Origin of the sequence: Larkinella punicea, from assembly GCF_003334855.1 — a bacterium.
Taxonomy (GTDB): Bacteria; Bacteroidota; Bacteroidia; order Cytophagales; family Spirosomataceae; genus Larkinella; species Larkinella punicea.
In genome coordinates this window covers 162,410-184,181 of record NZ_QOWE01000001.1, presented here as the reverse complement: position 1 = coordinate 184,181, position 21,772 = coordinate 162,410, and the positions used below count along the sequence as shown (strand labels likewise).

At 51.8% G+C, this 21,772-nt stretch carries 18 protein-coding genes; 11 read left to right on the top strand and 7 right to left on the bottom strand.

Going from position 1 to position 21,772, the window contains the following annotated elements; genetic code table 11:
• Positions 1-5: 5 nt before the first annotated feature.
• The 5 genes from DUE52_RS32290 to DUE52_RS00640 form a co-directional block, all read right to left on the bottom strand.
• Positions 6-1,526, bottom strand: coding sequence for a protein phosphatase 2C domain-containing protein (locus DUE52_RS32290; RefSeq protein ID WP_165840832.1), 1,521 nt, complete (start codon positions 1,524-1,526; stop codon positions 6-8).
• Positions 1,527-1,541: 15 nt separating this feature from the next.
• Positions 1,542-2,228, bottom strand: a complete 687-nt coding sequence (locus DUE52_RS00655) for an FHA domain-containing protein (protein ID WP_165840831.1) — start codon at positions 2,226-2,228, stop codon at positions 1,542-1,544.
• A gap of 37 nt (positions 2,229-2,265) precedes the next feature.
• The gene (locus DUE52_RS00650) at positions 2,266-3,372 is read right to left on the bottom strand and encodes a hypothetical protein (RefSeq protein WP_114404009.1); all 1,107 of its coding nucleotides are present in this window, start codon (positions 3,370-3,372) and stop codon (positions 2,266-2,268) included.
• 112 nt (positions 3,373-3,484) lie between these two features.
• The gene (locus tag DUE52_RS00645; protein ID WP_114404008.1) at positions 3,485-4,177 is read right to left on the bottom strand and encodes an FHA domain-containing protein; all 693 of its coding nucleotides are present in this window, start codon (positions 4,175-4,177) and stop codon (positions 3,485-3,487) included.
• A 23-nt stretch (positions 4,178-4,200) separates the two neighbouring features.
• The gene (locus tag DUE52_RS00640; protein ID WP_114404007.1) at positions 4,201-6,063 is read right to left on the bottom strand and encodes a serine/threonine-protein kinase; all 1,863 of its coding nucleotides are present in this window, start codon (positions 6,061-6,063) and stop codon (positions 4,201-4,203) included.
• A gap of 314 nt (positions 6,064-6,377) precedes the next feature.
• On the opposite strand from DUE52_RS00640, the gene priA reads away from it, so the two are divergent.
• The 3 genes from priA to DUE52_RS00625 are packed head-to-tail and all read left to right on the top strand — an operon-like array spanning position 6,378 to position 9,492.
• On the top strand, positions 6,378-8,882 hold the full coding sequence (priA, locus tag DUE52_RS00635; RefSeq protein ID WP_262510975.1) for a replication restart helicase PriA: 2,505 nt from the start codon (positions 6,378-6,380) through the stop codon (positions 8,880-8,882).
• A gap of 20 nt (positions 8,883-8,902) precedes the next feature.
• A complete protein-coding gene (locus DUE52_RS00630; protein WP_114404006.1) occupies positions 8,903-9,139 on the top strand; it encodes a DUF433 domain-containing protein in 237 nt (78 codons plus the stop codon).
• Positions 9,139-9,492 (top strand): DUF5615 family PIN-like protein, encoded by a 354-nt coding sequence (locus DUE52_RS00625; protein ID WP_114404005.1) that lies wholly within the window; start codon positions 9,139-9,141, stop codon positions 9,490-9,492. Before DUE52_RS00630 ends, DUE52_RS00625 begins: the two co-directional genes overlap by 1 nt.
• Positions 9,493-9,676: 184 nt before the next feature.
• Here the strand turns inward: DUE52_RS00625 and DUE52_RS00620 are convergent, their stop codons facing one another.
• Together DUE52_RS00620 and DUE52_RS00615 are read right to left on the bottom strand one after the other, a co-directional pair.
• Positions 9,677-10,138 carry a pPIWI_RE_Z domain-containing protein gene (locus DUE52_RS00620; RefSeq protein ID WP_114404004.1) on the bottom strand — a complete coding sequence of 154 codons (462 nt, stop codon included), beginning with the start codon at positions 10,136-10,138 and terminating at the stop codon, positions 9,677-9,679.
• 90 nt (positions 10,139-10,228) lie between these two features.
• Positions 10,229-10,657: a pPIWI_RE_Z domain-containing protein gene (locus DUE52_RS00615; RefSeq protein ID WP_165840830.1), complete on the bottom strand. Its 429-nt coding sequence runs from the start codon at positions 10,655-10,657 to the stop codon at positions 10,229-10,231.
• A gap of 131 nt (positions 10,658-10,788) precedes the next feature.
• Here DUE52_RS00615 and DUE52_RS00610 point away from each other — a divergent pair, with 131 nt between their 5' ends.
• From DUE52_RS00610 to DUE52_RS00570, 8 genes are all read left to right on the top strand, one after another.
• On the top strand, positions 10,789-11,811 hold the full coding sequence (locus tag DUE52_RS00610; RefSeq protein WP_114404003.1) for a helix-turn-helix transcriptional regulator: 1,023 nt from the start codon (positions 10,789-10,791) through the stop codon (positions 11,809-11,811).
• 81 nt (positions 11,812-11,892) lie between these two features.
• Positions 11,893-13,365, top strand: coding sequence for a DUF3375 domain-containing protein (locus DUE52_RS00605; RefSeq protein ID WP_114404002.1), 1,473 nt, complete (start codon positions 11,893-11,895; stop codon positions 13,363-13,365).
• Between the two features lie 5 nt (positions 13,366-13,370).
• A complete protein-coding gene (locus DUE52_RS00600) occupies positions 13,371-13,955 on the top strand; it encodes a DUF4194 domain-containing protein (protein WP_114404001.1) in 585 nt (194 codons plus the stop codon).
• Positions 13,939-17,370 (top strand): ATP-binding protein, encoded by a 3,432-nt coding sequence (locus DUE52_RS00595; protein WP_114404000.1) that lies wholly within the window; start codon positions 13,939-13,941, stop codon positions 17,368-17,370. Before DUE52_RS00600 ends, DUE52_RS00595 begins: the two co-directional genes overlap by 17 nt.
• A complete protein-coding gene (locus tag DUE52_RS00590; RefSeq protein ID WP_114403999.1) occupies positions 17,367-18,503 on the top strand; it encodes a Wadjet anti-phage system protein JetD domain-containing protein in 1,137 nt (378 codons plus the stop codon). The genes DUE52_RS00595 and DUE52_RS00590 overlap by 4 nt, the downstream gene beginning before the upstream one ends.
• A gap of 129 nt (positions 18,504-18,632) precedes the next feature.
• A complete protein-coding gene (locus DUE52_RS00585) occupies positions 18,633-19,571 on the top strand; it encodes a carbohydrate-binding family 9-like protein (RefSeq protein WP_114403998.1) in 939 nt (312 codons plus the stop codon).
• Between the two features lie 148 nt (positions 19,572-19,719).
• Complete coding sequence (locus DUE52_RS32285) at positions 19,720-19,884, top strand: hypothetical protein (RefSeq protein ID WP_165840829.1); 165 nt, start codon at positions 19,720-19,722, stop codon at positions 19,882-19,884.
• Positions 19,885-20,744: 860 nt separating this feature from the next.
• Positions 20,745-21,539, top strand: a complete 795-nt coding sequence (locus DUE52_RS00570) for a hypothetical protein (protein ID WP_114403996.1) — start codon at positions 20,745-20,747, stop codon at positions 21,537-21,539.
• Positions 21,540-21,772: the final 233 nt, after the last annotated feature.

The window sequence follows — 21,772 nt, the reverse complement described above, 5'->3', positions numbered from 1 at the left end:
TCGGTTTATAAAAAACGCTTGCCGGTTTTGTCGATGTAGAATTCTTCGCCCTTTTCCATGACCCGCGCCTGGCCGTCCTCAAAATCGCCCGCCCGATCAAATTGGCAGTAAATTGCCGGAATGCCCGTTGCGGTAACGTATCCCCATTTGCCCTTTTTTCGAACGGCTATAAAATTCTCGCGGGGTTCCCGGACTTCATCGTAGACATTTTTATTCTTCTGATGGCCTTTTTTATCCACCAGAACCCAGCCACTGCCGGTTTTCTTTCTGAAAAGATCGTCGGTAATCAGAATGTAGGGATCCCCGTCGCCAAAAGCCTGTGTTGTGATGCCCTGAACAGCTTCGGCACCCGGTGTGGGGTCGGGGGCGGGTTTGGGCTTTGTCGGCGAAGGCAAACCGGTGGTTTTTTGAGGAGACCCCGGTGGCTGTTCTGACCGGTTTTCGGGTTCTGTCACCACGGTTTCGGTCGTGTCGGGCTGGCGCCATTGCCGAAACGCATAGACTCCGCCCAGCGTTAGCAGGACCGCCAGCAAGGCGATGGTCAACAATGGAAACAGTGAATGGAGATCGGTTCGGAGTTTGGCGTTTTTAACGGGCTCTTCCGGTGCATGCCTCGGTGCGGTATACCGCTTCGGCTCAGGGCGTACAGGGTCATGTTCCTGGCTAGGAGTCGTTCGCTTTGCGTCGACAGCCACCACGGCAATCGTTTCGTCCGGTACGGTTTCGGGCAACGAAAAGGTGGGCTGGGGGACCCGGTATTCGTCGGCCACTTCGCCCTGAACGGTTTCGATCTGGATCAGATACGCCGAAAAATTATCTTTGGTTTTGCCGGTGCAACAGTCGATCAGCGTCTGCTTTTTCTGCTCATTGGAAGCATCGCTGCCCAACACGTTTTCCAGCAGTTCATCGCTGACCCGTTCCAGTACACCGTCGGTACAGAGGAAAAAATAGTCGCCGGGCCGAACGTCGTTCAGGAGCTGAACATCGGCTTTCACGGTTTTGCTGCTGCCCTGAATGGCCCGTTCGATGACGTTCCGCTGGGGATGTTCGCGGGCTTCTTCGCGGGTGATGACCCCGGCGCGCAGCAATTGGTTCACCAGCGAATGATCTTCGGTCCGCCAGATCACTTTTCCGTCGCGGAGGTGATACACCCGGCTGTCGCCCAGGTGGGCTACGGTGGCCCCGGCTTCGTGGAAAAACACCAGCGTCAGGGTGGTGGCCATGCCGTGGGCTTCGGGGTGCCGGGCGAGGTATTCGTCGAACCGGGTCTGCACATAATCCAGGGCCGACTGCACGTAAACCGGCGTGGCCACCGGCTCCGGATTCTGGATGAAGTAGTCGTTAAACCCTTCGGTGGCGATATGGCTCGCGATTTCGCCCCGGGCGGCTCCGCCTACCCCATCGCACACCATAAACCACGGCTGGAATGGGGTGGCGTCGTCGGCTCCGGGAAAAATGGTGTCTTCATTATTGCTGCGTCCACCTTGGCTGGAATAGCCCAAAGGCTGGTGAATGGTGAGTTTCATGGGCGTGGGCCGGTTTTAGGTAAAGGATAAAATGGTGCGGGTGTAGTCACTTCCTTCCACCTGGCGATGGGCTTTTTGCAGGGATTCGGACATCCGGAAGGTTTTCAGCACCATTTTGGTTTCGCCGATCTGGATGGTGTCGCCATCTTTCAGATAGATTTGTTCCGAAGGGTGCAGGGCGGGTTCCTGGCCGTTGAGGAAGGTTCCGTTCTGGCTGTTTTTTCGGGTACCATCGGGTTGGGCGGCTCCATCCTGAAGCACGTAATCGACCTGTCCCATCTTGTTGATCTTCACGTCGAGCGTACAATGCGGGCGGCTCATATACCGGTCTTCCGTTTGAATCATCAGATCAGAAGGTGATTTTTGGGAAACCCGACCTACGGTGTTGCGTCCTTTTTTTAGATTGAAGGTTTGCGCGGCCGTCTTTTCATCATGAACGATCAGCCAGCCCAGGATTTCCGGCAGGGGCGGTTTGGCGTCACCGGGCGTTTTAATCCACGTCTCCTCGTTGTCTTTTTCCCGGATCAGCGTTTCTCCATCCGCGGGTTGTTCGGGTGCCGACAGAGTCTGGGGGAGGGGATTGAGGTAACCGCATTTCGGGCATTTGACCTCCTTGGCCTGCGTCGGGACTTTAACCCGAACCGTAAGCCGCGCCCGGCAGGCTGGATTTCCGCACGTGAGCGTGAGTTCCTGAACGTTCATGATGAGTCGAAGGAAAGGATGTTACAGGCGAAAAGAATCAGGCAACCCACTCACTGACGTCGGCATTGTTGTCATAATCCGTGGCGACGGTCGGGTCTTCTTCGGGCGACACACTCTCCACGGTCGGAGCCTCGAACGGCTTTTCCAACGGAGCGGTGGCCACCACGTTTCCGGTCGAATCCAGGGCCATTTTGGTGTCGAACACATGGTCGCCATCGGTATCGGCCACTGCAATTTTATGATCGTAAACCGCCACATCCACATAGCCATCGTGGTCGTAATCCGCCATGTTGAGCTCAACGCCTTCGTGCGTCACCGTGATCACTTCCACTTCCGGTGTCGGTTCGGTCGAAACCGGGGTGGTCGTGTCGGTATTCAGATTGCTCATTTTCGGGGCTTCGAAGGGCGTGGCCAGCGGAGCCCGGGCAACGATTTGGTGGGTGTCGGGGTCAAGCTCAACGCGGGTGTCCATCAGGCCGTCGTTGTTGATGTCGACAACGCCCGTCGTTGCATCGAAAGCAATGACTTCCGCGTCGCCGTCGTGATCAATGTCGGCCAGCGCGACGTTACGACCCTCATAATCACCCACCTGAATGTCGGCCTGGCCGGCAGGAGAACTGGTCGATGACGAAGGCGGGGTGGTATGATCCGTTTCGGGCGTCTGCTCATCGCGAACGGTCGCGGCATACTCCTGACGTTCTTCCACCGAAAGCGCATTCCATTCTTCCTTGTAATAGGTATTGTAAAGCTGACCATTCCACTCAAAATAACCGCCGGGGCCAACTTCCTGGCGAGCGGTTTTGAAAGCGTCTTCGAAAGACATTTCATCGGTAACATGCGTAGCAATCATGGGTTCGCCGGAAGGAGTAGGGTTGTTGGTTTCAGTTTTTGATGGCGTTGATTCGGTAGCCGGTTTCGGTTTTTCAACCCTGGTTTCAGAAGCTGGTTTGGTTTCGGTTTCCGGGTGGTTTTCGTTGATTTCCCCGTCCTGGCTCATGCCCCAGGCGAGGGCGCTGCCACCGGCCAGCAGGGTCACGCCACCCAGACCGGCGAAAATGGTGGCTTTTTGTTGGGCGGTCAGTTTTTTGCCACCGGGTTTTCCTGCTTGCGTCGGATGGTCGAAGGATTCGGAAGAGGAGTTCATCGTCGGAAGATTTAATCAGTGAGTTTTTTGAGCCGCGTTTGAAGCGGTTTCTACGTTTTTATCCGGGGAGCAGCCCGGATGTCAGTGCCTGAGCGAAAAAAGTTTTTATTGGTCACGAATCGACCCACAGGCATTTGCAAAACCGGCATTGGCGCTGACGGAGCAACTCGGCATAGGGAACGTAACCCAGAAACTGCTGACAAGCGGGGTTCGGGCATTTGTAGTCGCGCCGGAACGCTTCATCCAGCACCTGAACCCGTTCGCTGGTATTGAAAACGTAGGCATCGATGAGTGATGCGAGGGGAAACCCGGCGAAAGGAACCCAGCCAACGGCCACGCGAACCCAGGCTTTTTTCTTCGGATCACCGGTTAGAATTTCCTGTTTGGCTCCGGTATACTGTTCAAAGTGCCAGCTTAGCCGTTTGAATTCTTCCGCAAAAACCGGCGGTTTTCCTCCGGTCAGACCCGGTTGAGAACCTGGCCCCAGGTTCGGCAGGGGTGGAACCGGGGGCGGCAAAACCCGTGGACTAACCTGATCGAACAGCGTTTTGACGTCCAGCCGCACGATGGTTCCCAGCACCACGGCACTGCCGGGCGTAATCATTTTCTGCACAATCCGGCGTCCGTCCACCTCCGTTCCGTAGGTAGAGTCGAGGTCTTCCAGCAACCCCAGAAAGTCGGTGTAGAGCGTGAGTCGGGCGTGATACCGGCTGATTCCCGGTTTTTCGAGAACCACATCGTTGTCTTTGTTCTTTCCAATGCGGATCACGCGCAGGGCCGACCGCCTGGAACCATCGGGTGTCATGTCGTTCAGGGGTTTAGGATCTTCTACCAGCGAATGGCGTATTGATTCAATCGTTTCTGCGCATCGGCATACCCCAGCCGGGCAGCTCTCTGGTAATAGGCGACGGCCACCGGCCAGTTTTTGATGACGCCCAGCCCGTTATCGTACAAAACGCCCAGGTTGTAGAGCGAATAGATGTTGTTCTGCTCAGCCGCTTTCTCATACCAGAACCGGGCCGTTCCGTAATCGACGCCGTTGCTGCCGATGTTGCCGGAATAATACAGGACGCCCAGCGAATTCTGGGCTTCGGCATTGCGTTGGGCCGCCGATTTCCGGAACCAGTATTCCGCCTGCTGATAATCCCGGTTGATCCCATAACCATACTGGTACGACAACCCCAATTTAAACTGGGCGCTGGCATCCCCGCCATCGGCACCCTCCCGGAACAGACGAACCGATTCGTAATAATTCCGGTTGACACCGTTGCCGTTGAAATACAGTTCACCCAGATTGTATTTGGCTTTGACAATCCCACCGGCAGCCGCTCTTTCGTAGCAGTCCCGGGCTTTGTAGTAGTCGATGCCGACGCCTAAACCGTATTGGTACAGGGCACCGATGTTGTTCAAACTGAGCAGATACCCCTGATCGGCGGCTTTCCAGTACCAGCGCAAAGCCTCCGTGTAGTCGCGCTGGGTTCCTGTTCCCGTTCCGTACATATAGCCCAGGTGATTGATGCCTTCGGGCGTCATAAAGGGCGATTCGCGGTGTTTGTAGAGTAGGTGAAAGGCTTCGGTATAATCGCCCTTGTTCGCCAGTTCGATGCCTTTGGTAATGTCCGCCTTCACCAGATACGTCCAGCCCCCCAAAAGAAGTCCAACCAAAACAATCAGCGAACCGAGTCCGATCAGCAGGTTGCGGCTCGTCTTCGGTTTTTTCTCTTTTTCGTTTTGCTTCGTGTCCGTTTTTTTGGGCTGATCGGCTTCTTTGTTCACGGTTTCCTCCAAAGGCAGGGCGGTATTTTTCCGAATATCTTCGGGCAGGTTCCGCAGATTCTGATCCTGGTTTCGGATCAACGTTTTTTCGTCTTCCAGATCCACGACGATGGACTTAACCCCCGTCAGGGCTTCCTTGAATTCGTCGCAGCTCTGAAAACGATCCGCGGGCTTCTTCCGGGTGGCTTTCTGAATGACGGCATTGACGCGGTCGGATACGCCCGGAACCACCGGCAGTGTTTTTTTTACGATTTCGGCCTGAACGGTGAAGGCTGAACCCAACGAGTCGTCATACGGTTTTTTGCCCGTCAGGAGTGCGTAGAGCGTCACGCCCAGGGAATAAATATCGGTTCGGTGATCGATCGCTTTGGGCGTCGTGATTTGTTCCGGACTCATATACTGCGGGGAGCCGATGTTGGTGTTGGTTTCGGTCAGTTCCAGGTTGGCATCCACGATCTTGGCAATTCCGAAATCCATCACCTTGATGGAGCCGTTGCGGGTCAGAAACAGGTTGGTGGGTTTGATGTCCCGGTGGATGTAGTTTTTCTGATGCACGTAGGCCACCGCATCCAGCATGTCGGTAAACCACTGAATCGCCTGCTTTTCCGAAACCGGGCCTTGCTCGATCAGATACTGCCCCAGGTCCTGGCCTTCCAGGTATTCCATGATGATGGCCATTGTCGTCGCATCTTCGTGGTAGTCGATGACCTGCCGGATGTGCGGATGTTCCAGGCTCACCATCATCTTCGCTTCGAGCCGAAACCGTTCGGCCAGTTTTTCTTTGACTTCCATGCCGGGTTTGAGGATCTTGATCGCAAAGCGTTTCCCGAGCGAATTCTCGGCATACCAGACGGTGGCCATACCGCCTTCCCCCAATTTCTGGCTTAATGTGTAGGTAAGAAGTTGCGTTTGCATAAAACACGGATGTAAAGGTTGTGCAGGCTGCGAATGAACAGACCAATTGCTTCGTCAATGATTCATCCGGCTTTCCCGGCGCATGTCAGCGGTTTTGGTAGGAAATTTGAATGGAGTGCTTTTTGCGTGCTGATATTCAGGTATGTACGGCATGTAGGCGGTGTGAAATCCTCCTAAAATTGCTGGCAAATGCGCCATGAATCAATAGTTAGTAGTAACGATTTTACGTTCCGGAAGAGCCAGCCGAAGAAAGTAACAAAGGAACTTATCGTGGCAATTGCTAACTTGCTATAAGAAATAAAGCCGTACCCATTGTGCAATCGCTGCCCCAGACATTTGCTTTCGACGAAGAGACTACCTATTTCGCTGACCTGATTATCCCCGTTCCGATTCCGAAACTTTTTACCTACCGCGTGCCGCGCGACATGGTGGAAAAGCTGAAAGTGGGCGCGCGGGTGATTGTGCCGTTTGGCAAAAACCGGGTCTATACGGCGGTGGTGGGGCGCATTCATCACCAGCCACCGAATGCCTATCAGGCCAAATACATCCTCGAATTGCTGGATGAATACCCGTTGATTACCGGCTATCAACTGGAGCTATTTGCCTGGATGGCTGAATATTACCTCTGCAACATCGGCGATGTGCTGAACGTGGCCCTGCCGTCGGGACTGAAAATTACGAGCCAGTCGAAAGTGCAGTATAACCCGGATTTCGATTATCCCGAATTGCTGACGGATGACGAAGTGCGCTTGCTGGACGAACTCAAAAAGCATTCGTCGCTGTCGTACGAAGAACTGGGTCGGCTGGTGGGAGAGACCAACGTGCCGGGCACGATTAAACTCCTCGTGGGCAAACGGGCGGTGATCGTTTTCGACGAAGTGCGGGAGAAGTACGTGCCAAAGATGGTGCGGAAAGTCCGGCTGACGGAAAAATACGAAAACCGGGAAGTGATGCTGAGTCTGATTAACGGACTGGAAAAGTCGCCGAAGCAGCAGGAAGTGGTCATGAAATACCTGAGCTACGTGCCGGTTTTGAACAATCCCGCGCTAAACCGCAAAGGACTCGATAAAACCATTCTGAATCAGGACGATGAGGTGTCGCAGTCGTCGCTGCAAACGCTGATCAAAAACCAGGTATTTGAAACCTTCGAGATCATCGTTCCGCGTTTTGGCGACGAAGATATGCAAAATGTAGAGGTGAAACTGACTGACATTCAGCAAAAAGCCTGCGACGACGTCATCAGCCAGTTCAACGAAAAAGACATTGTGCTGCTCCACGGTATTACCGGAAGCGGCAAAACGGAAGTCTACATCAACCTCATTCAGAATGCGCTGGAGAGTGGTTCGCAGGTGTTGTATCTGCTGCCCGAAATTGCGCTGACCACCCAGATCGTCGTTCGTCTGAAAAAGGTTTTTGGCGATAAAATGGGGATTTACCACTCCAAATTCTCGGACAACGAACGGGTGGAAGTCTGGAAGGGCATTGTAGACGGGCAATACCAGTTTGTGGTGGGCGTTCGCTCGGCTATTTTTCTGCCGTTCGATAACCTCGGGCTGATCATCGTGGATGAAGAACATGAAACGTCGTATAAGCAGCATGACCCGGCCCCGCGCTACCACGCCCGCGACGTGTCCATGATGATTGCGCATTGGCAAAAAGCCAAGGTGCTGTTGGGTTCGGCCACGCCTTCCATCGAAAGCTACTACCACGCCCAACAGGGCCGCTACGGTTTTGTTGAACTGCTGCAACGCTACGGCGACGCCATGCTGCCCGACATTGTGCTGGTGAACACCCGGCTGGAAAAGCAGCAGAAGAAGATGAAAAACGAGTTTTCGTCGGTCTTGCTCGATCAGTTGCGGCAAAATCTGGAGCGGAAAGAGCAGAGCATTCTGTTTCAGAACCGGCGTGGGTATTCACCCTATCTGCAATGTGAAGACTGTGAATGGACGGGCCGGTGTCCCAACTGCGACGTCAGCCTGACTTACCACATGCGCGATGCCGAGATGCGTTGTCACTATTGCGGCCACAAAGATCCGGTGCCGAAAAGCTGCCCGGCCTGCGGTTCGTTCAAGGTGCGGACCATCGGTTTTGGGACGGAAAAACTGGAAGATCAGCTTCAGATTGTGTTTCCCGAAGCCCGGATTCAGCGGATGGATCTGGACACGACGCGAGCCAAGAATGCGTATCAGCAGATTATCTCGGAGTTTGAAGGCGGCAACGTCGATATTCTGGTCGGAACGCAGATGATCAGCAAGGGGCTGGATTTCGGCAACGTCAGCCTGGTTGGCATTTTCGACTCCGACCGGATGATTCACTACCCGGAATTCCGGGCCATCGAACGGGCGTTTCAGATGATTACGCAGGTCAGCGGCCGCGCCGGTCGTCGCGCCGACCGGCGCGGCAAAGTGCTGATTCAGACCAGCAATCCGCAGCAGGCGGTTTTGCTCAAAATTCTGGAAAACGATTACCGGGGGCTGTTTGAGGAAGAAATTGTGGAGCGGGAAAACTACAACTATCCGCCCTTTTCGCGGCTCATCAAGCTGACGGTCCGGCACGCCGAGCAGAGCGTCAGTCAGAACGCGGCCCAGCGGCTGGTTGACACGCTGACCGAAAAGCTCGGTGAAGCGCGGGTTTTGGGGCCGGAAGTGCCGCTGGTTGAGCGTATTCGCAACCAGTATCTGTACACGATTCTGATCAAGCTCGAACGCACCATCAGTCCCAAAGCCGCCAAGGTGTTTATCCTGGAAAAAATCAATGAGTTGTTGAGCGACAAGGGGTTGAAAGCCGTGACGGTGGTGGCGGATGTGGATTGTTTGTAAAATTGTCTATACATTGTACGATGAACTGGAGAAATTATATACATTCTGACCCTGAGATACTGCTTGGCAAACCGGTCATTAAAAACACCCGCATTTCAGTAGAGTTACTGCTTGAACTTTACGGGAAGGGGTGGACGGAAGAAATGATATTGGAAAGCTATCCAAGACTGACACGCGAAGACATTCGGGCGGTTTTTTTCTACCTGAACGAGTGTTTGCGTCAGGAACTCTATTTCCCGTTTAAAGCCACTGCCTGATGCGGTTTCTTGCCAATGAAAATTTTCCGGGTCCAAGTATTCGACGGCTGCGTGCGGAAGGCTATGACGTGATTAGTATCTCCGAAACAAATGGTGGGTGGAAAGATACGCAGGTTCTGGCTCAGGCCGTTGCTGAGCAACTGATCATCTTGACTTTTGACCGGGATTACGGAGAGCTTTTATTCCGTTATCGATTGGAATCCCCACCGGCGGTTGTTTATTTTCGTCGAAAAGGCAACACTCCTGATGATGCTGCTAAAATTTTGATTGACTTACTTTCGACCGGTAAGATTGACATTCTAAACCATTTTACGGTCATTGACGAAGATGGAATTCGGCAGCGAAAACTGTGATTACCGCCGATAAAACCCCGGAGGTAAAATCAGGACATGCGTGAATACCAGTACTCGAATCAGGACCGAATAGCAGGACAGTCTGAAAACCATCAGCGGTTTATTCTGAAACACGATAAAGAGTGCGATTTTCAAAGCCATGAGGGTGTGGGCGGGTGCGGATTGAGAAAAAGGAACCATCGTCTTAAGCCAGTGCTTTCCTGAACAATTCTTCCCGACTGCGAAAAATACTCCGGCTTACTTCCGACCCGCAGCTCCCCGGACTTTGCGAGCAGAACGCCCGCAGGCTGGTCGGCAGCGCATCGTAGCGCGCCAGGGCCATCAGCCAGACGCTGCGGTCCTGGTAGGGAGCCAGCAGCGCCCGGGCGCGGTTCAGATACCTGTGTTGCCGGGGTTTCCAGACGGGGCGCTCCCCGTAGACCAGTCCCTCGCCGTTGAGCAGGTTGGGCAGGGCCTGGGGGGGCGCCAGGGGCAACAGTTCCGACAGCAGAAAAAGCCCCAGTTCAACATTCAACAGCCGGTTGGCCAACTGGCCGGGCAACTCGTGCTGAAACCGGAGTTGCGTCGCCAGCGGCTCCTGCCAGTGCAACGGAAACGGGCTCAGTTGGCGGGCAAGGGGTGAATTGGATAGGGGCAGTGCGTTCATGAGTATGGTTGTTTACCGTTCGTTGTATACAAAAATAAACCCACCAGAACGTAATCTTTTTACGTTGTCAATTAATTTTTAACTTTTCTTTCATCCAAGAACGCTCCGTAAAACCGTCAGGCGATTGCGCGAAAAGCCCACGGTTTTCAAGCGAAATCCGGAGCGGTCACAACTGATGTCGTAGGCCTGCAGATGAACCGGAACGGCAACGTACAGTTCCAGCAGATCATGCCAGCAGGTTTCCCGGGTCAGATGCGTCAACAACGCCAGACCCCGGTTGCGCAGTTTGTGCTGGCGGGTGGTCCAGTTCAGGCAGGCAAAGCTGGTCGGATGTTGGTCGCTGAGCAAACCGGGCAGGGCGTCAGGGGGGGCACTCGGCAAGAGTTGCGAGAGCAGAAAAAGTCCCAGTTCAACATCCAAAAGTTGGCGGGCAGAAAGCCGGACCGACCGCCGGGCGGTGCGCTGATCGGTTAAAACCGGGTGCGGTGCTGGTTGGGGAGAAGCAGATAGCGTGTTCATCGTCGTGTTGTTTCTGTTCGGCTGGGTAATTCGAACACTACAAAATTGATTTTGCCAGAACGTAATCTTTTTACGGCCTTTTATTTTTCTGCGATTTTTTTTCGCTTCTTTGCCTCGACAAAAAGGAACCCATGCCCATTACCCGCTCCGCCTTCCAACGCTACCGCCTGATCGACGAGGTGATCAGCCGCTACCCCCGCCGGTATTCCAAACAGGCGCTGTTTGAACTGCTCCAGGACCGTTGCGGCATCCGGTCGGTTTCGTCGCTGGAAAAAGACATTCAGCGGCTGCGCGAAGACCACAACGCGCCCATTGCCTACGACAAACGCAGGAACGGCTATTACTATACGAATCCGCAGTTTCGGCTGCTCCGGCTGATGCTCACGCCCGACGACATGGAAGCCCTCGACTACGCCCGCGAGGTGCTGGCGGCCACACAGGGCGCGTCGGTGGTGGCCGAACTGACCAACGCCCTCCAGAAAGTCCGGCAAAGTCTGGACATTGTCCGGGAAGTGCGGCCCGAAGATGGCAATGCGTCGGGGATGCAGCGGAAAGTGGTGTATGTGGAAGAGAAAATTCTGGGCGGAAACCGGCAGTACGTTCCGGTGCTGATTCGGGCCGTGAATCAAAACCGGCAGGTGTCGTTTCAGTACCGCAAACACGCCGATCCCGAAATCGAGTCGTCCGCGTCGGCCCGCACCCTGCACCCGATTTTGCTGCGGGAGGTGGCCGATAGCTGGTATGTGATTGGGTATGATGCCCTGAGCGGCAAGGAGAAAACCTACGCCCTCGACCGCATGGCCGAACTGGAGATTCTGGACGAACCCTGCGCCGTGCCGCCATCGGTTCTGGCTTATGTCGCCGAGTTGTTCGACCACATTTACGGCATCACGGACACCACTGATCCGGTGGAGGAAATATTGCTGTCGTTTACGCCCCTGTTCGGTTATTACGTGAAAGCCAAGCCGATTCACCAAACACAGGAGGTGTTGCGCGACGATGAAACTGAGTGCGTCGTCCGGCTCCGGCTGGCCCCCAACCGCGATCTGCTGATGCACCTCCGCAGCTACGGCGAACACGTCAAAGTGCTAAAACCGGCGAGTCTGGCGCAGACCATTACGGAGTCGTTGCGGGCGACGCTGGGGCGGTATTGACGAGGCATTTGGAAATGAACTGTTTGTTGATCGGTAGAAATCTCGGTATATTCACTATTGGTAAATGTCTGAATCGCCACTATGCTCTACCCAAAATACCAGGCATTCTTCAACCCGGAACGAACCCCCGTTCCGCTAAAGGTATTGCGAGCCCGAACAGCACCCTTAATTCTCAGTTTTTTACAGGAAAATTTTAAAAATACCGATTATACACCGGCTCTCACGAATGAACGACTGGTAAATAATCTGGCTGATTTTCTGGAAACCTGGAATACCCGTGACGACGAAGGTGATCTGGCCAGCGCGGTGCTGGGTTTTGACGACCGGGCTGCTAAATTTATCCGGGACTGGGTACGGGAAGGATACCTGACATTGTACTCCGATGATCAGGGCCAGGACATGCATTCGCTCACGCCCGACATGGAAAATGTGCTGGATTGGGTGGCATCGCTGATGCGAAAACAGAGTTTCGTTGGGACGGAATCCCGGTTTCTGGACATTGTTAACAAGCTGCGGGATCTGGTTCAGAATACGTCGGAGGACTGGCAGACGAAGGTGACCGAATTGGAAAAACAGAAACTGGCGATCGATGAGCAGATTCGCCAACTGACGTTGACGCAAACCGTTCAGACGTTTGAAGATTATCAGATTAAAGAACGGTTTCAGGAAGTGAATCTATTGTCGCGGAGTATGCTGCGCGATTTTCGGGAAGTTGAATCCAATTTTCGTGATATTACCCAACGGATTTACCAGAAACAGGCGGCCCTTGACCAGACGAAGGGCGGTCTTCTCGGTTATGCACTCGACGCACTGTATGAACTGCGTCAAACCGATCAGGGACGTAGTTTCGAGGCTTTTTATCAGCATCTGACCGATCCGGCCCAGAAGGCTGAACTCGATAACCTGATTCGGCAAGTGTTTGAACTCCTGAACAAACGGGGACTGCCACCGGAGGATACGTTTGTCCGGAAAATTAAATTTTACCTGCACAGCGAAGGACAAAAAGTGAACGCGTCTTTTTACCTGCTGGCGAAGAAATTGGAGAAAATTATCTCCGAAAAAAATAGGATGGAGCGTCGAAAGTCGCTGATGCTCATCAACGAAATCAGAGCTTTGGCGTTCGAAATGATGGACAATCCGCCCAAAGACGAAGCCTTTCTGGAAATTGACGGACGACCGGATTACCTGTCCACCGATACGACGATATCATTGCAGGAACGCGAAAGCAAGATTATGCCGCGTGCCTTGTCTGTTGCCGAAAGCGAAGAAACTGATTTTGATTTGCTGGTCAGCCAGTGGGTTATCGATAAGTCGGTATTGCTGGCAAACATCAAATACCTGCTCCGGAGTGAGGCCCAGGTAACGTTGCGCCGGGTAGTCGACGAGTTTGGGCTGACTCACGGGCTAACGGAATTGATGGCCTACGGAAGCATTGCCGCGTCGTCGGAGAAGCATATCATCAACGATGCCCGAAAAGAAATTTTTGTCATCAGTCCGACCAATTCCGTACCTCAACGAATGGTCGATTTCCCGGAAATTATCTTTTGCCGTTAACTGCCATGCAAAAACCGTATGCCTCCGTGTTGGTCAAGCTCATTCAGACGCACGCCATTTACGACGATGACCGGTCCTACTGGCTGTTGCTGGAGCAGTATGAATCGGCCATCCGCGACTATTTTCAGGTCATTGGCGTCACGCTCGATCTGAACCGGCGGGAAGGCTACGCCCGACTCACTCAGAAGGAGTTTGCGGAGGATGAAGGCAATCCACCCATCCGGCTGATTCGCCGGGTGCCGCTCAGTTACGAACAGAGTCTGTTGTGTATTCTGTTGCGGGAATGGCTGGAAGAGCACGAAATCAGTGCTCACCTGAGCAGCAGTCGGCTTTTCGTGACGCGGGAGCAGTTGCGGGATCGGATCGAACTGTTTTTCAAAAACCAGACGAATCAGAAGGCTTTGCTGGGAAAACTGGACAACCTGATCGAAAAACTGGTCGATCACGGTTTTTTGAAGGTTTCCCGGAAAGATGAAGTCAATCTCGATAACACCCAATACGAAGTAAAAACGTTGCTAAAAGCCAAAATTACCAACGAGAAACTCGAAGAATTCAGAGATAAACTACGCAACTATGTTGAGTCTGTTTGACACCGGTGGGCGGAACTCCGCTGCTACGCGGACGGGCTACCGACTGAAAACGCTGGAAGTGTTCAACTGGGGGACGTTTCATGAAGGCAATAACCGGAGCGACATCTGGAAATTGTCGCTGGATGGAAACAATACCTTGCTGACGGGCGCGAATGGATCGGGCAAAACGACGCTTGTCGATGGGCTGCTGGCCTTATTGGTCAATCCGCAAAAGCGGTTTTTCAATCAGTCGTCAGGGGCGAAAAGTGCCCGGGAACGCACCGAAGAATCCTACGTGGAGGGACATTATTCCCGGACGCAAAGCGAAGACCAGCAGAACTCGCGCGTTGAAAAACTGCGTCCAAACCGCTCGGCTACCTATTCCATTATTCTGGGCGTGTTCACCAATGAGGGTGCTGCCAGTACGCCCGTTACGCTGGCGCAGATTCGGTGGTTCAACAACAGCGGTTTGCAACGAAAATACGTCATTGCCAAACTCGAACTCACCATTGCCGACCATATTCAGTTCAGTACCGACGGCAACTGGCTCCGCAAACTCAAGCGGCAGTTTGCCGACCGCATCGACGACTTTGATGCGTTTCCGAAATACGCAGCCCGGTTTCAGCAGTTGTTCGGAATGCGGAGCGACAAAGCACTGACGCTATTTAACCAGACGGTGGGCATGAAAATTCTGGGCGATCTGGACGAGTTTATTCGTACCAACATGCTCGAAGAGAGTACGGCCGAGGACACATTTAAAAAGCTGATGGATAACTACCAAACGCTTTTGGTGGCCTATCAGGCACTCGAAAAAGCCCGGATTCAGCTCAGTTTGCTAAAACCGGTTTATGACCTCAGTCATGCCTACGCCGAACTGGAAAATCGCATCCGGGAAGCTGAAGGTCAGCAACGTTTGCTGGAACCGTGGTTTGCCCGGCAACAGGGCGGAATCTGGCAGGCAGAAATTGCCCGCCAGGAACGCGAATTAAAGCGGCTGGAAGACAAACTGGCCACCCAGGAACAGCAACTGGAAGAACTGCGTGAGCAGGAAAAACAGGTTTATGCCGCAAAAGAAAACAACAAAGTTGATCAGAAAATCAAGGAGTTAGCCCAGAAAATTAAAGGATTAGAGGAAATAAAGACAGATAAGAAAGAGAAACTAATAGACTATAATCGTTTCGCCCGTCCGCTGGGATTTGTCGAGAATCCCGACGAAGTGACTTTTCGTGAAAATACCGAGCGCGCCGTGACCCTGCAACAATCGCTGGTTCAGGATAGGGAGCGGGTTGGCCAGCAGAAATTCGATACACAAACGAAGGTGAACGGTTTGAAAACCGACTTCGACAAACTGACGGCTGAAATCACTCAACTTCTGAACAGCACGGGAAAAGTGACCGGACGACCCGCCGAAATCCGGCAGGAAATTCTGGAGGCTGTGAACGCAACCGAAGCCGATATTCCGTTTGTCGCTGAGGTGATGCAGGTGCGCGACGACCAAAAGGCGGTTTGGAACAACGCCATCGAAAAAGTATTGCACAGCCTGGGACTGAACCTGTTGGTGCCGACGGACTACTATTCGGCCGTTACGGAATACGTGAACGCGCAGACCGATTTGCGGGGAAAGGTGGTTTTTCAGCTTGTAGCCGGTAAACCGGGCCCGCCGATTTTTCCGGACCCCCGCACGTTGGTGGCCAAACTGGATTTTAACCCTAAAAGCCGGTATATCGACTGGGTTGAAAATCACATCTTCAGCCGGTTCAATTACCTGTGTACTGAAAACCGGAGCGAGTTTGAACGGGCCGAAAAAGCCCTGTTACCATCGGGACTGAACCGGACAAAGAACCGTCACGAGCGCGACGATTCAACAAATCACCGGCATATTCTGGGCTGGGATAACCGTGAACTTCTCCGTGAAAAACAACGCAAAGGCCGGGAGTTGAGCGACGACATAACCAAGCTCAACCAGGCTTTAAACCGATTAGTTAGTGAAGAGAAAAAGATCGATGAAGACGAAAAACGCCTGATGCTGTTTCTGACTATGGATCAATTTTCGAAACTGGACTGGCAAGCCGACGCGTTGAAAATTGCCGATTTATCGAGACAAAAAGAACAACTCGAAAATTCGAACCAGACACTGAAAACGTTGCTGGAACAACTCGAAATGCTGAGGAAAAATATTGCTAATCTGAGTGCTAAAAAAGACTCAACGCGGGATGAATTCAAGGATACTGAGCGGACTATAAAGACCTTGCAGGAAGAGAAAAGAGGTGGCGAATATTTTCTGGATAACTTTGATTCAGAGGATATTGACATCGAATTAAACCGTCTCGATGATTTGACGAGTACACTGGTCGGGCAGTTGAATTTTGGCAACTTTATTCAGGAAAAACAAAAGCTGGAAAACCAGTTGAGTGCCGAAATCGCTGCGTTAAAAAGCAGTCGGAACAAACTTGAAAAGGACATTGAAAAAAGGATGTCTGATTTTAAAATACCGAAAAAAGAGGTGCGGCTAAAATTCCCGGATTGGGAAAGTGAAACCAACAATCTGGAGCCTGACATTGACCAGTTGGCCGAATACGTCGATCGTTACGAGCAAATCCGGGATGAGAATCTGGTTGAGTTGGAAAGCCGGTTTCAGGAGGAATTCAAGAGTGGCGCGACCAAAGCATTAAGCGATTATTGTAACTCGCTCGAACTGCAACACGAGCGGATTTGTGAAACCATCGACCAGATCAACGAGTCGCTGCGGGGTATTGCATTCAACCTCAACCCTGACACCTATATTCAGTTGGAGCGCACCGACACGCGTAAACCCCGGATTCGGGATTTCCGGTTTGGCAAACTCAATAGCTGGCAGCCTGACCGTACACAAATGGCGCTGGCAACTAATCCGAAAGAGGCTGAAATTGAGCATTTTGTTAGCCGGATTCAGCCGTTTATTAACGAATTACAAGCTGATGAAAAATGGAGACAGGAGGTAAGTGACGTGCGCAATTGGTCGGATTTCAAAGCCCGTGAGTATTTCAAAACCGATCAGACACCGAAACAGGTTTACGAAAGTTCGGGCAGTTTGTCGGGGGGAGAAGCGGCTCAACTGGCCTATACCGTGCTGGGTGCGGCCATTGCTTTTCAGTTTGGTATCAACCGCGACGCTAATACGTATAAGTCGTTCCGGTTTATTGTGGTCGATGAAGCGTTTAGCAAACTGGACGAAGACAAGTCGAAGTACCTGCTGCAACTCTGCCGCAGTCTGGGTCTGCAACTGATGGTCGTGACGCCCCTGACCTCCATTCACCTGCTGGAAAACGACGTGTCGGTGATTCATTGGGTAACCCGCGCCCAGAAAGACCGGCGCAAATCGACGGTTCGGGATATTCCGATTCTGGAATACAAAGAGAAGAAAGAAACCCTGCTGGCCGACGCGAGCGAAGCATGATTACGTTAGCAGAATTGACAACCAAGGCCAACCGGCAGTACATCAACCTGTTGAAGGGGCATCTGACGGGCGAAAACCGGTTTCCGCTGGTCATTTCCGCCAATAAAGCCCTGGATCGTCGGCAGGGAAGCGAGCATATTTTTGCCCAGCAGCAGGAATTATTACTTCACTCGAAGAACAAAACCGGTCGGGGTTACACGCTTCAACTCAAACAAAATAGCCGCACGAAGCAGAGCGAAATCAGCCGGATTTCGTTTGAATCGCTGGATGATTTTCTGGTTTTTCTGGGAAAAGAAGACGAGTATACGGCTTTTGTTCAGGCGGTTAGCCAGATTCGGATCGAAGTGCCGGAATTGCTTGCTCTGCTCGAACGAATGCCCCGGCTGGTAATCGAACAATTGGGCAAATGGCCTGATTTATTGCGGGTTGTCCGGTATTTCCAGCAAAATCCCCAGCCCCGGCAGTACGTCCGGAACCTGCCCATCGACCTGCCCACAAAGTTTATCGAAACGAACCGGCCCATTCTCCGGATTTTGCTTGATCACCTGATTCCGTCCCACATCAACGCCGACGAAACCGACTTCTACAGACGGTTTCACCTGGAAATTGAAGAGCCGATGGTAAAAATCCGGTTTCTGGACAATACCCTCCGCATCCAGGCCACGCTGTCGCACATCAGCGTGTGGCTGAGCGAGTTTCGTGGTCTGAACCTGGCTTGTGAGCGGATCTACATCATCGAAAACCTGACTTCCTTCCTGACTTTTCCGGCTATTCCCAATAGCCTGGCTATTTGGGGTGGCGGTTTTGCAGTTAACCTTCTCGGGGGCATCGATTGGCTGTCCGAAAAACAACTGTTTTACTGGGGTGACATCGATGTCCATGGTTTTCAGATTCTCTCCCAGATTCGGGGCCATTACCCCGAAATTCAGTCCATGCTGATGGACGAAACGACCTTCATCCGGTTTCACCGGAGCGGAATCGGCGGGGACTTTCTCGCGCTGGAATTGACTAATCTGACGGAGCCGGAACGGCGGCTTTATGAACGGCTATTAGTGAACAATTGGCGGGTTGAGCAGGAGCGGCTGGAAGGTAACTGGGTATTGGAACAACTACTGACTGTCTATCCGACATAGCGTTAATGGCTGCAACAATAGTTGTGTTTCATTCATGAATACAAAGAAATACTTCCCCGTCTTTTCTGGCAGAAATGGGCGAAATCCGGGTAGAATCCCTATTTTTACGGATAACGCTACAATACACAAATGAAAAAATACCGCCCGGCTGGTTTCCCCACAATCCTGATTTTGACTCTCAGTTTCCTCTTCTTTCAAGGTTCGGGTTCGCAAAAATCGTTTCATCCCACCAATCCCTCGGCTGCCGATACGGCAAAATGGGCGTTTCCGTGTGACAAAAATACCATTGAACAGTATACCGCTTACCGAACCTCCAAACCGCCCGTGATCGACGGAAACCTGGACGAGGAAATCTGGACTAAAGTCCCGCGTTCACCCCGGTTTGTCGATCTGGTTTCGGGCGGGAAGACGTTGCACGACACGCGGGCGGCCGTCTGTTGGGATCAGGAGAATCTCTACGTGGCCTTCTGGGTGGAAGAGCCCTACATCAACGCCAAACTGGCGAATCACAACGATCCGATTTATTCGGAAAACGACGTGGAGGTGTTTATTGCCGGGAAGGACACCTATTACGAATTTGAAATCAATGCGTTAGGCACGCGCTACGAAGCGTTTTTTATCTGGCAGGATGCTTACGAAAAAGGCGGTTTTGGGCAGGATCCCCGCTTTGCCCTTTCCAATCCGGCGGTTCGAAAATTCAACGGCGTTGGGTTCAAAAACCACCCCCGGGGGCTGCGCTACGGTTCCTGGGATTTCCGGTTTCCGGGACTACAGAGTGCGGTTTTCGTGGACGGCACCCTCAACAACAACCAGGATCGGGACCGAAAATGGACGGTTGAACTGGCCTTCCCCTGGAAAAGCATGGGCGACCTCGCCAAAGCCGACAACCGGGCGCTACCTCCGAAAAACAACGACCCATGGCGAATCGATTTTTCACGCTTCAACACCTACAAGGAAGCCGCCCCTTCCGGCGACCACGGCGGCTGGGCCTGGAATTCCCACCGCGTCTGGGATTCCCACGTGCCGGAGTGTTTTCCGATGATTACGTTTTCGGAGAAGGGGTTGTAGGGAGGGTGGGAATGCTGATTGACAAAGTGATGCTCATGCGGTTTTATGAAGCTGTCACCGGAACCAACTTGGTTGGTTGATCAATTAGCAAAGTTGTCTTGATAGTTTATTATTATGTAAATTTGATTTAGTAAACGATGATGAACCGATGAAGCCGACAAAAACCGTTCGCGCCCGGGAGCCGGAGAAAATAGCAAAACCGAAGAAGAAGCGGAATCTGGATAACTCGACCCTAAAACCGTTTTTTGGTAAAAGCCCCGAGAATATCTGGGAGAAGGATATTCAAACGGGAGAAGGTAATTTTAGTTTTTGATGGACGAGATCATTATCGATACCATCGTGTTGGATTACCTGACTCGCAATCAAAAAGCACTGTCGACCAGGTCAGTGAAAGCCATTGAACAGGCTGATACTGTCTATGTTTGTGTGTCAAGCTTATGGGAATTAGCGGACCACATTCGGGTAATGTCTCAGTTTGAATTTCTTCGATTTGGAAATTGCTTGATCGTTCAAGGAAGCCTTTTGGCTTTGTAGTATGGCAAAGAAAGATAGACCCAAAGACGCAAACCAGCTTGCAAAGCTCATTGTTGACATAGCAACCGGCGAAGCACCAAATGATACCCCGAAGATACAAAAAATCTGGCAGCGGTGGCATTGGGAAGGTTAGGAGGTTTGAAGGGCGGTGAAGCGAGGGGCGAAGAGTCTAACCCCTGAACAACGGAAAGAGATAGCGAAGAAGGCGGCAGCGAAGCGGTGGAAGAAGGGGTAATAAGGCATATAGACCTACGAAATGATTTGCTAAAACCGCCCAGACACGGCGGTTTTTTTGTTGAAATTGTATAGAGCGTAAAACTATCACGTTTATCCCAGAAAATATTTTGGAATCTGCCATGAACATTCAGCTAGACTTTGTTGTAGTACTGCATAATGGCTCCAGAAATAATACAAGGTATTCTAAGTAGACTCAGATTCTACAATTTGGTTTTTTCTTACCCAAAACACCTATACGCAGTTTATAACAACCTCATACCAAATAAGTACCAGGTAACTACCAGAGCAGTACAAGCCACATAGTACGAATCGTACTATGTGGCTACAACAAAAAAATTCTTTGTTGAAACTCCTTGTGTAGTACATGGGTTCTACGTAGATTTGCCTATAACTACAACAAACATGACAATATCTCGTAGTCCTAGAGAATCCCTCATTCCAGAGGAAGTAAGGAAACAGGGTATATCTGCTGAATTCTCTTTTGTTCTCAAAAGATGGGGTGAGATCGTTACCAAAGAAAAAGATGCCGCTGATGCGGCAAATGCGGCAAAAGTTGAGCTGGAACTCATTCAGAAGTTAGCAGACGAAATAAGGGAAGAATTCACTAAGGCAAAGAATGGAATAAAAGAAGCTATTACGCCGTCCGAAGTGGTTGTGACAACCCCGGAAACAGTAACAGACCCGCCTATTTCTACTGATGATATTAAAGATGGTGATGCTGAAACAGAGCCTAAAAAAGAAAACCCAGAGACTGACAACCAAATACCGCCAACACCGGCAGGGATATATAAAACCCGTGTAAGACCAGAAAGTGAATATTGGCGGGACTCGGTTTTTATAGCTCTAAACGAATTAGACACCCTGTTGATTACCGAGGAGTTCTATGAATACTACCAAATGACAGACAAAGCTATGCAAGGTGTTATGCGTAGTGCAATGAAAGAATCGAGGATTCGTAAAACCATAATTGGCCTACCATTTTATACTCGTGCCATAGGGAAAGGCAAAAAGGCAAGAAAACACTATATACATGGTTTGCCCCGATTTTTTGAAAATGGGGGTACGAGCCCAAACGACCTGCTGCCAAACTATAAATCAGCACTAGAGCAAAAGCGTCTAAGTTTGAATTACTTGACGGCAGAGGAAATAATAGCAGAAGGTGGTGAGATACCAGTTAGTGAGGAAAAAGAGAGTTAAAAATAACCCCGGACAAGGTTCGAGCCGAATCCGGGGTTGAGTGAAGGGAAAAGGATGGAGTCGTTTGGTACGGCGCGTACAGATTAGAGACCTCTACGCCGTGGGTTCGAATCCCACCCATTCCACAACCTGACGGACAAACGTCAGGGTTAACTAGTAGACTGTGAAAACAAAAAACAAGTCTATTGCCCGTGAGCACTTTGGTGTTACACGACCAACGTTTCCCCCACGTA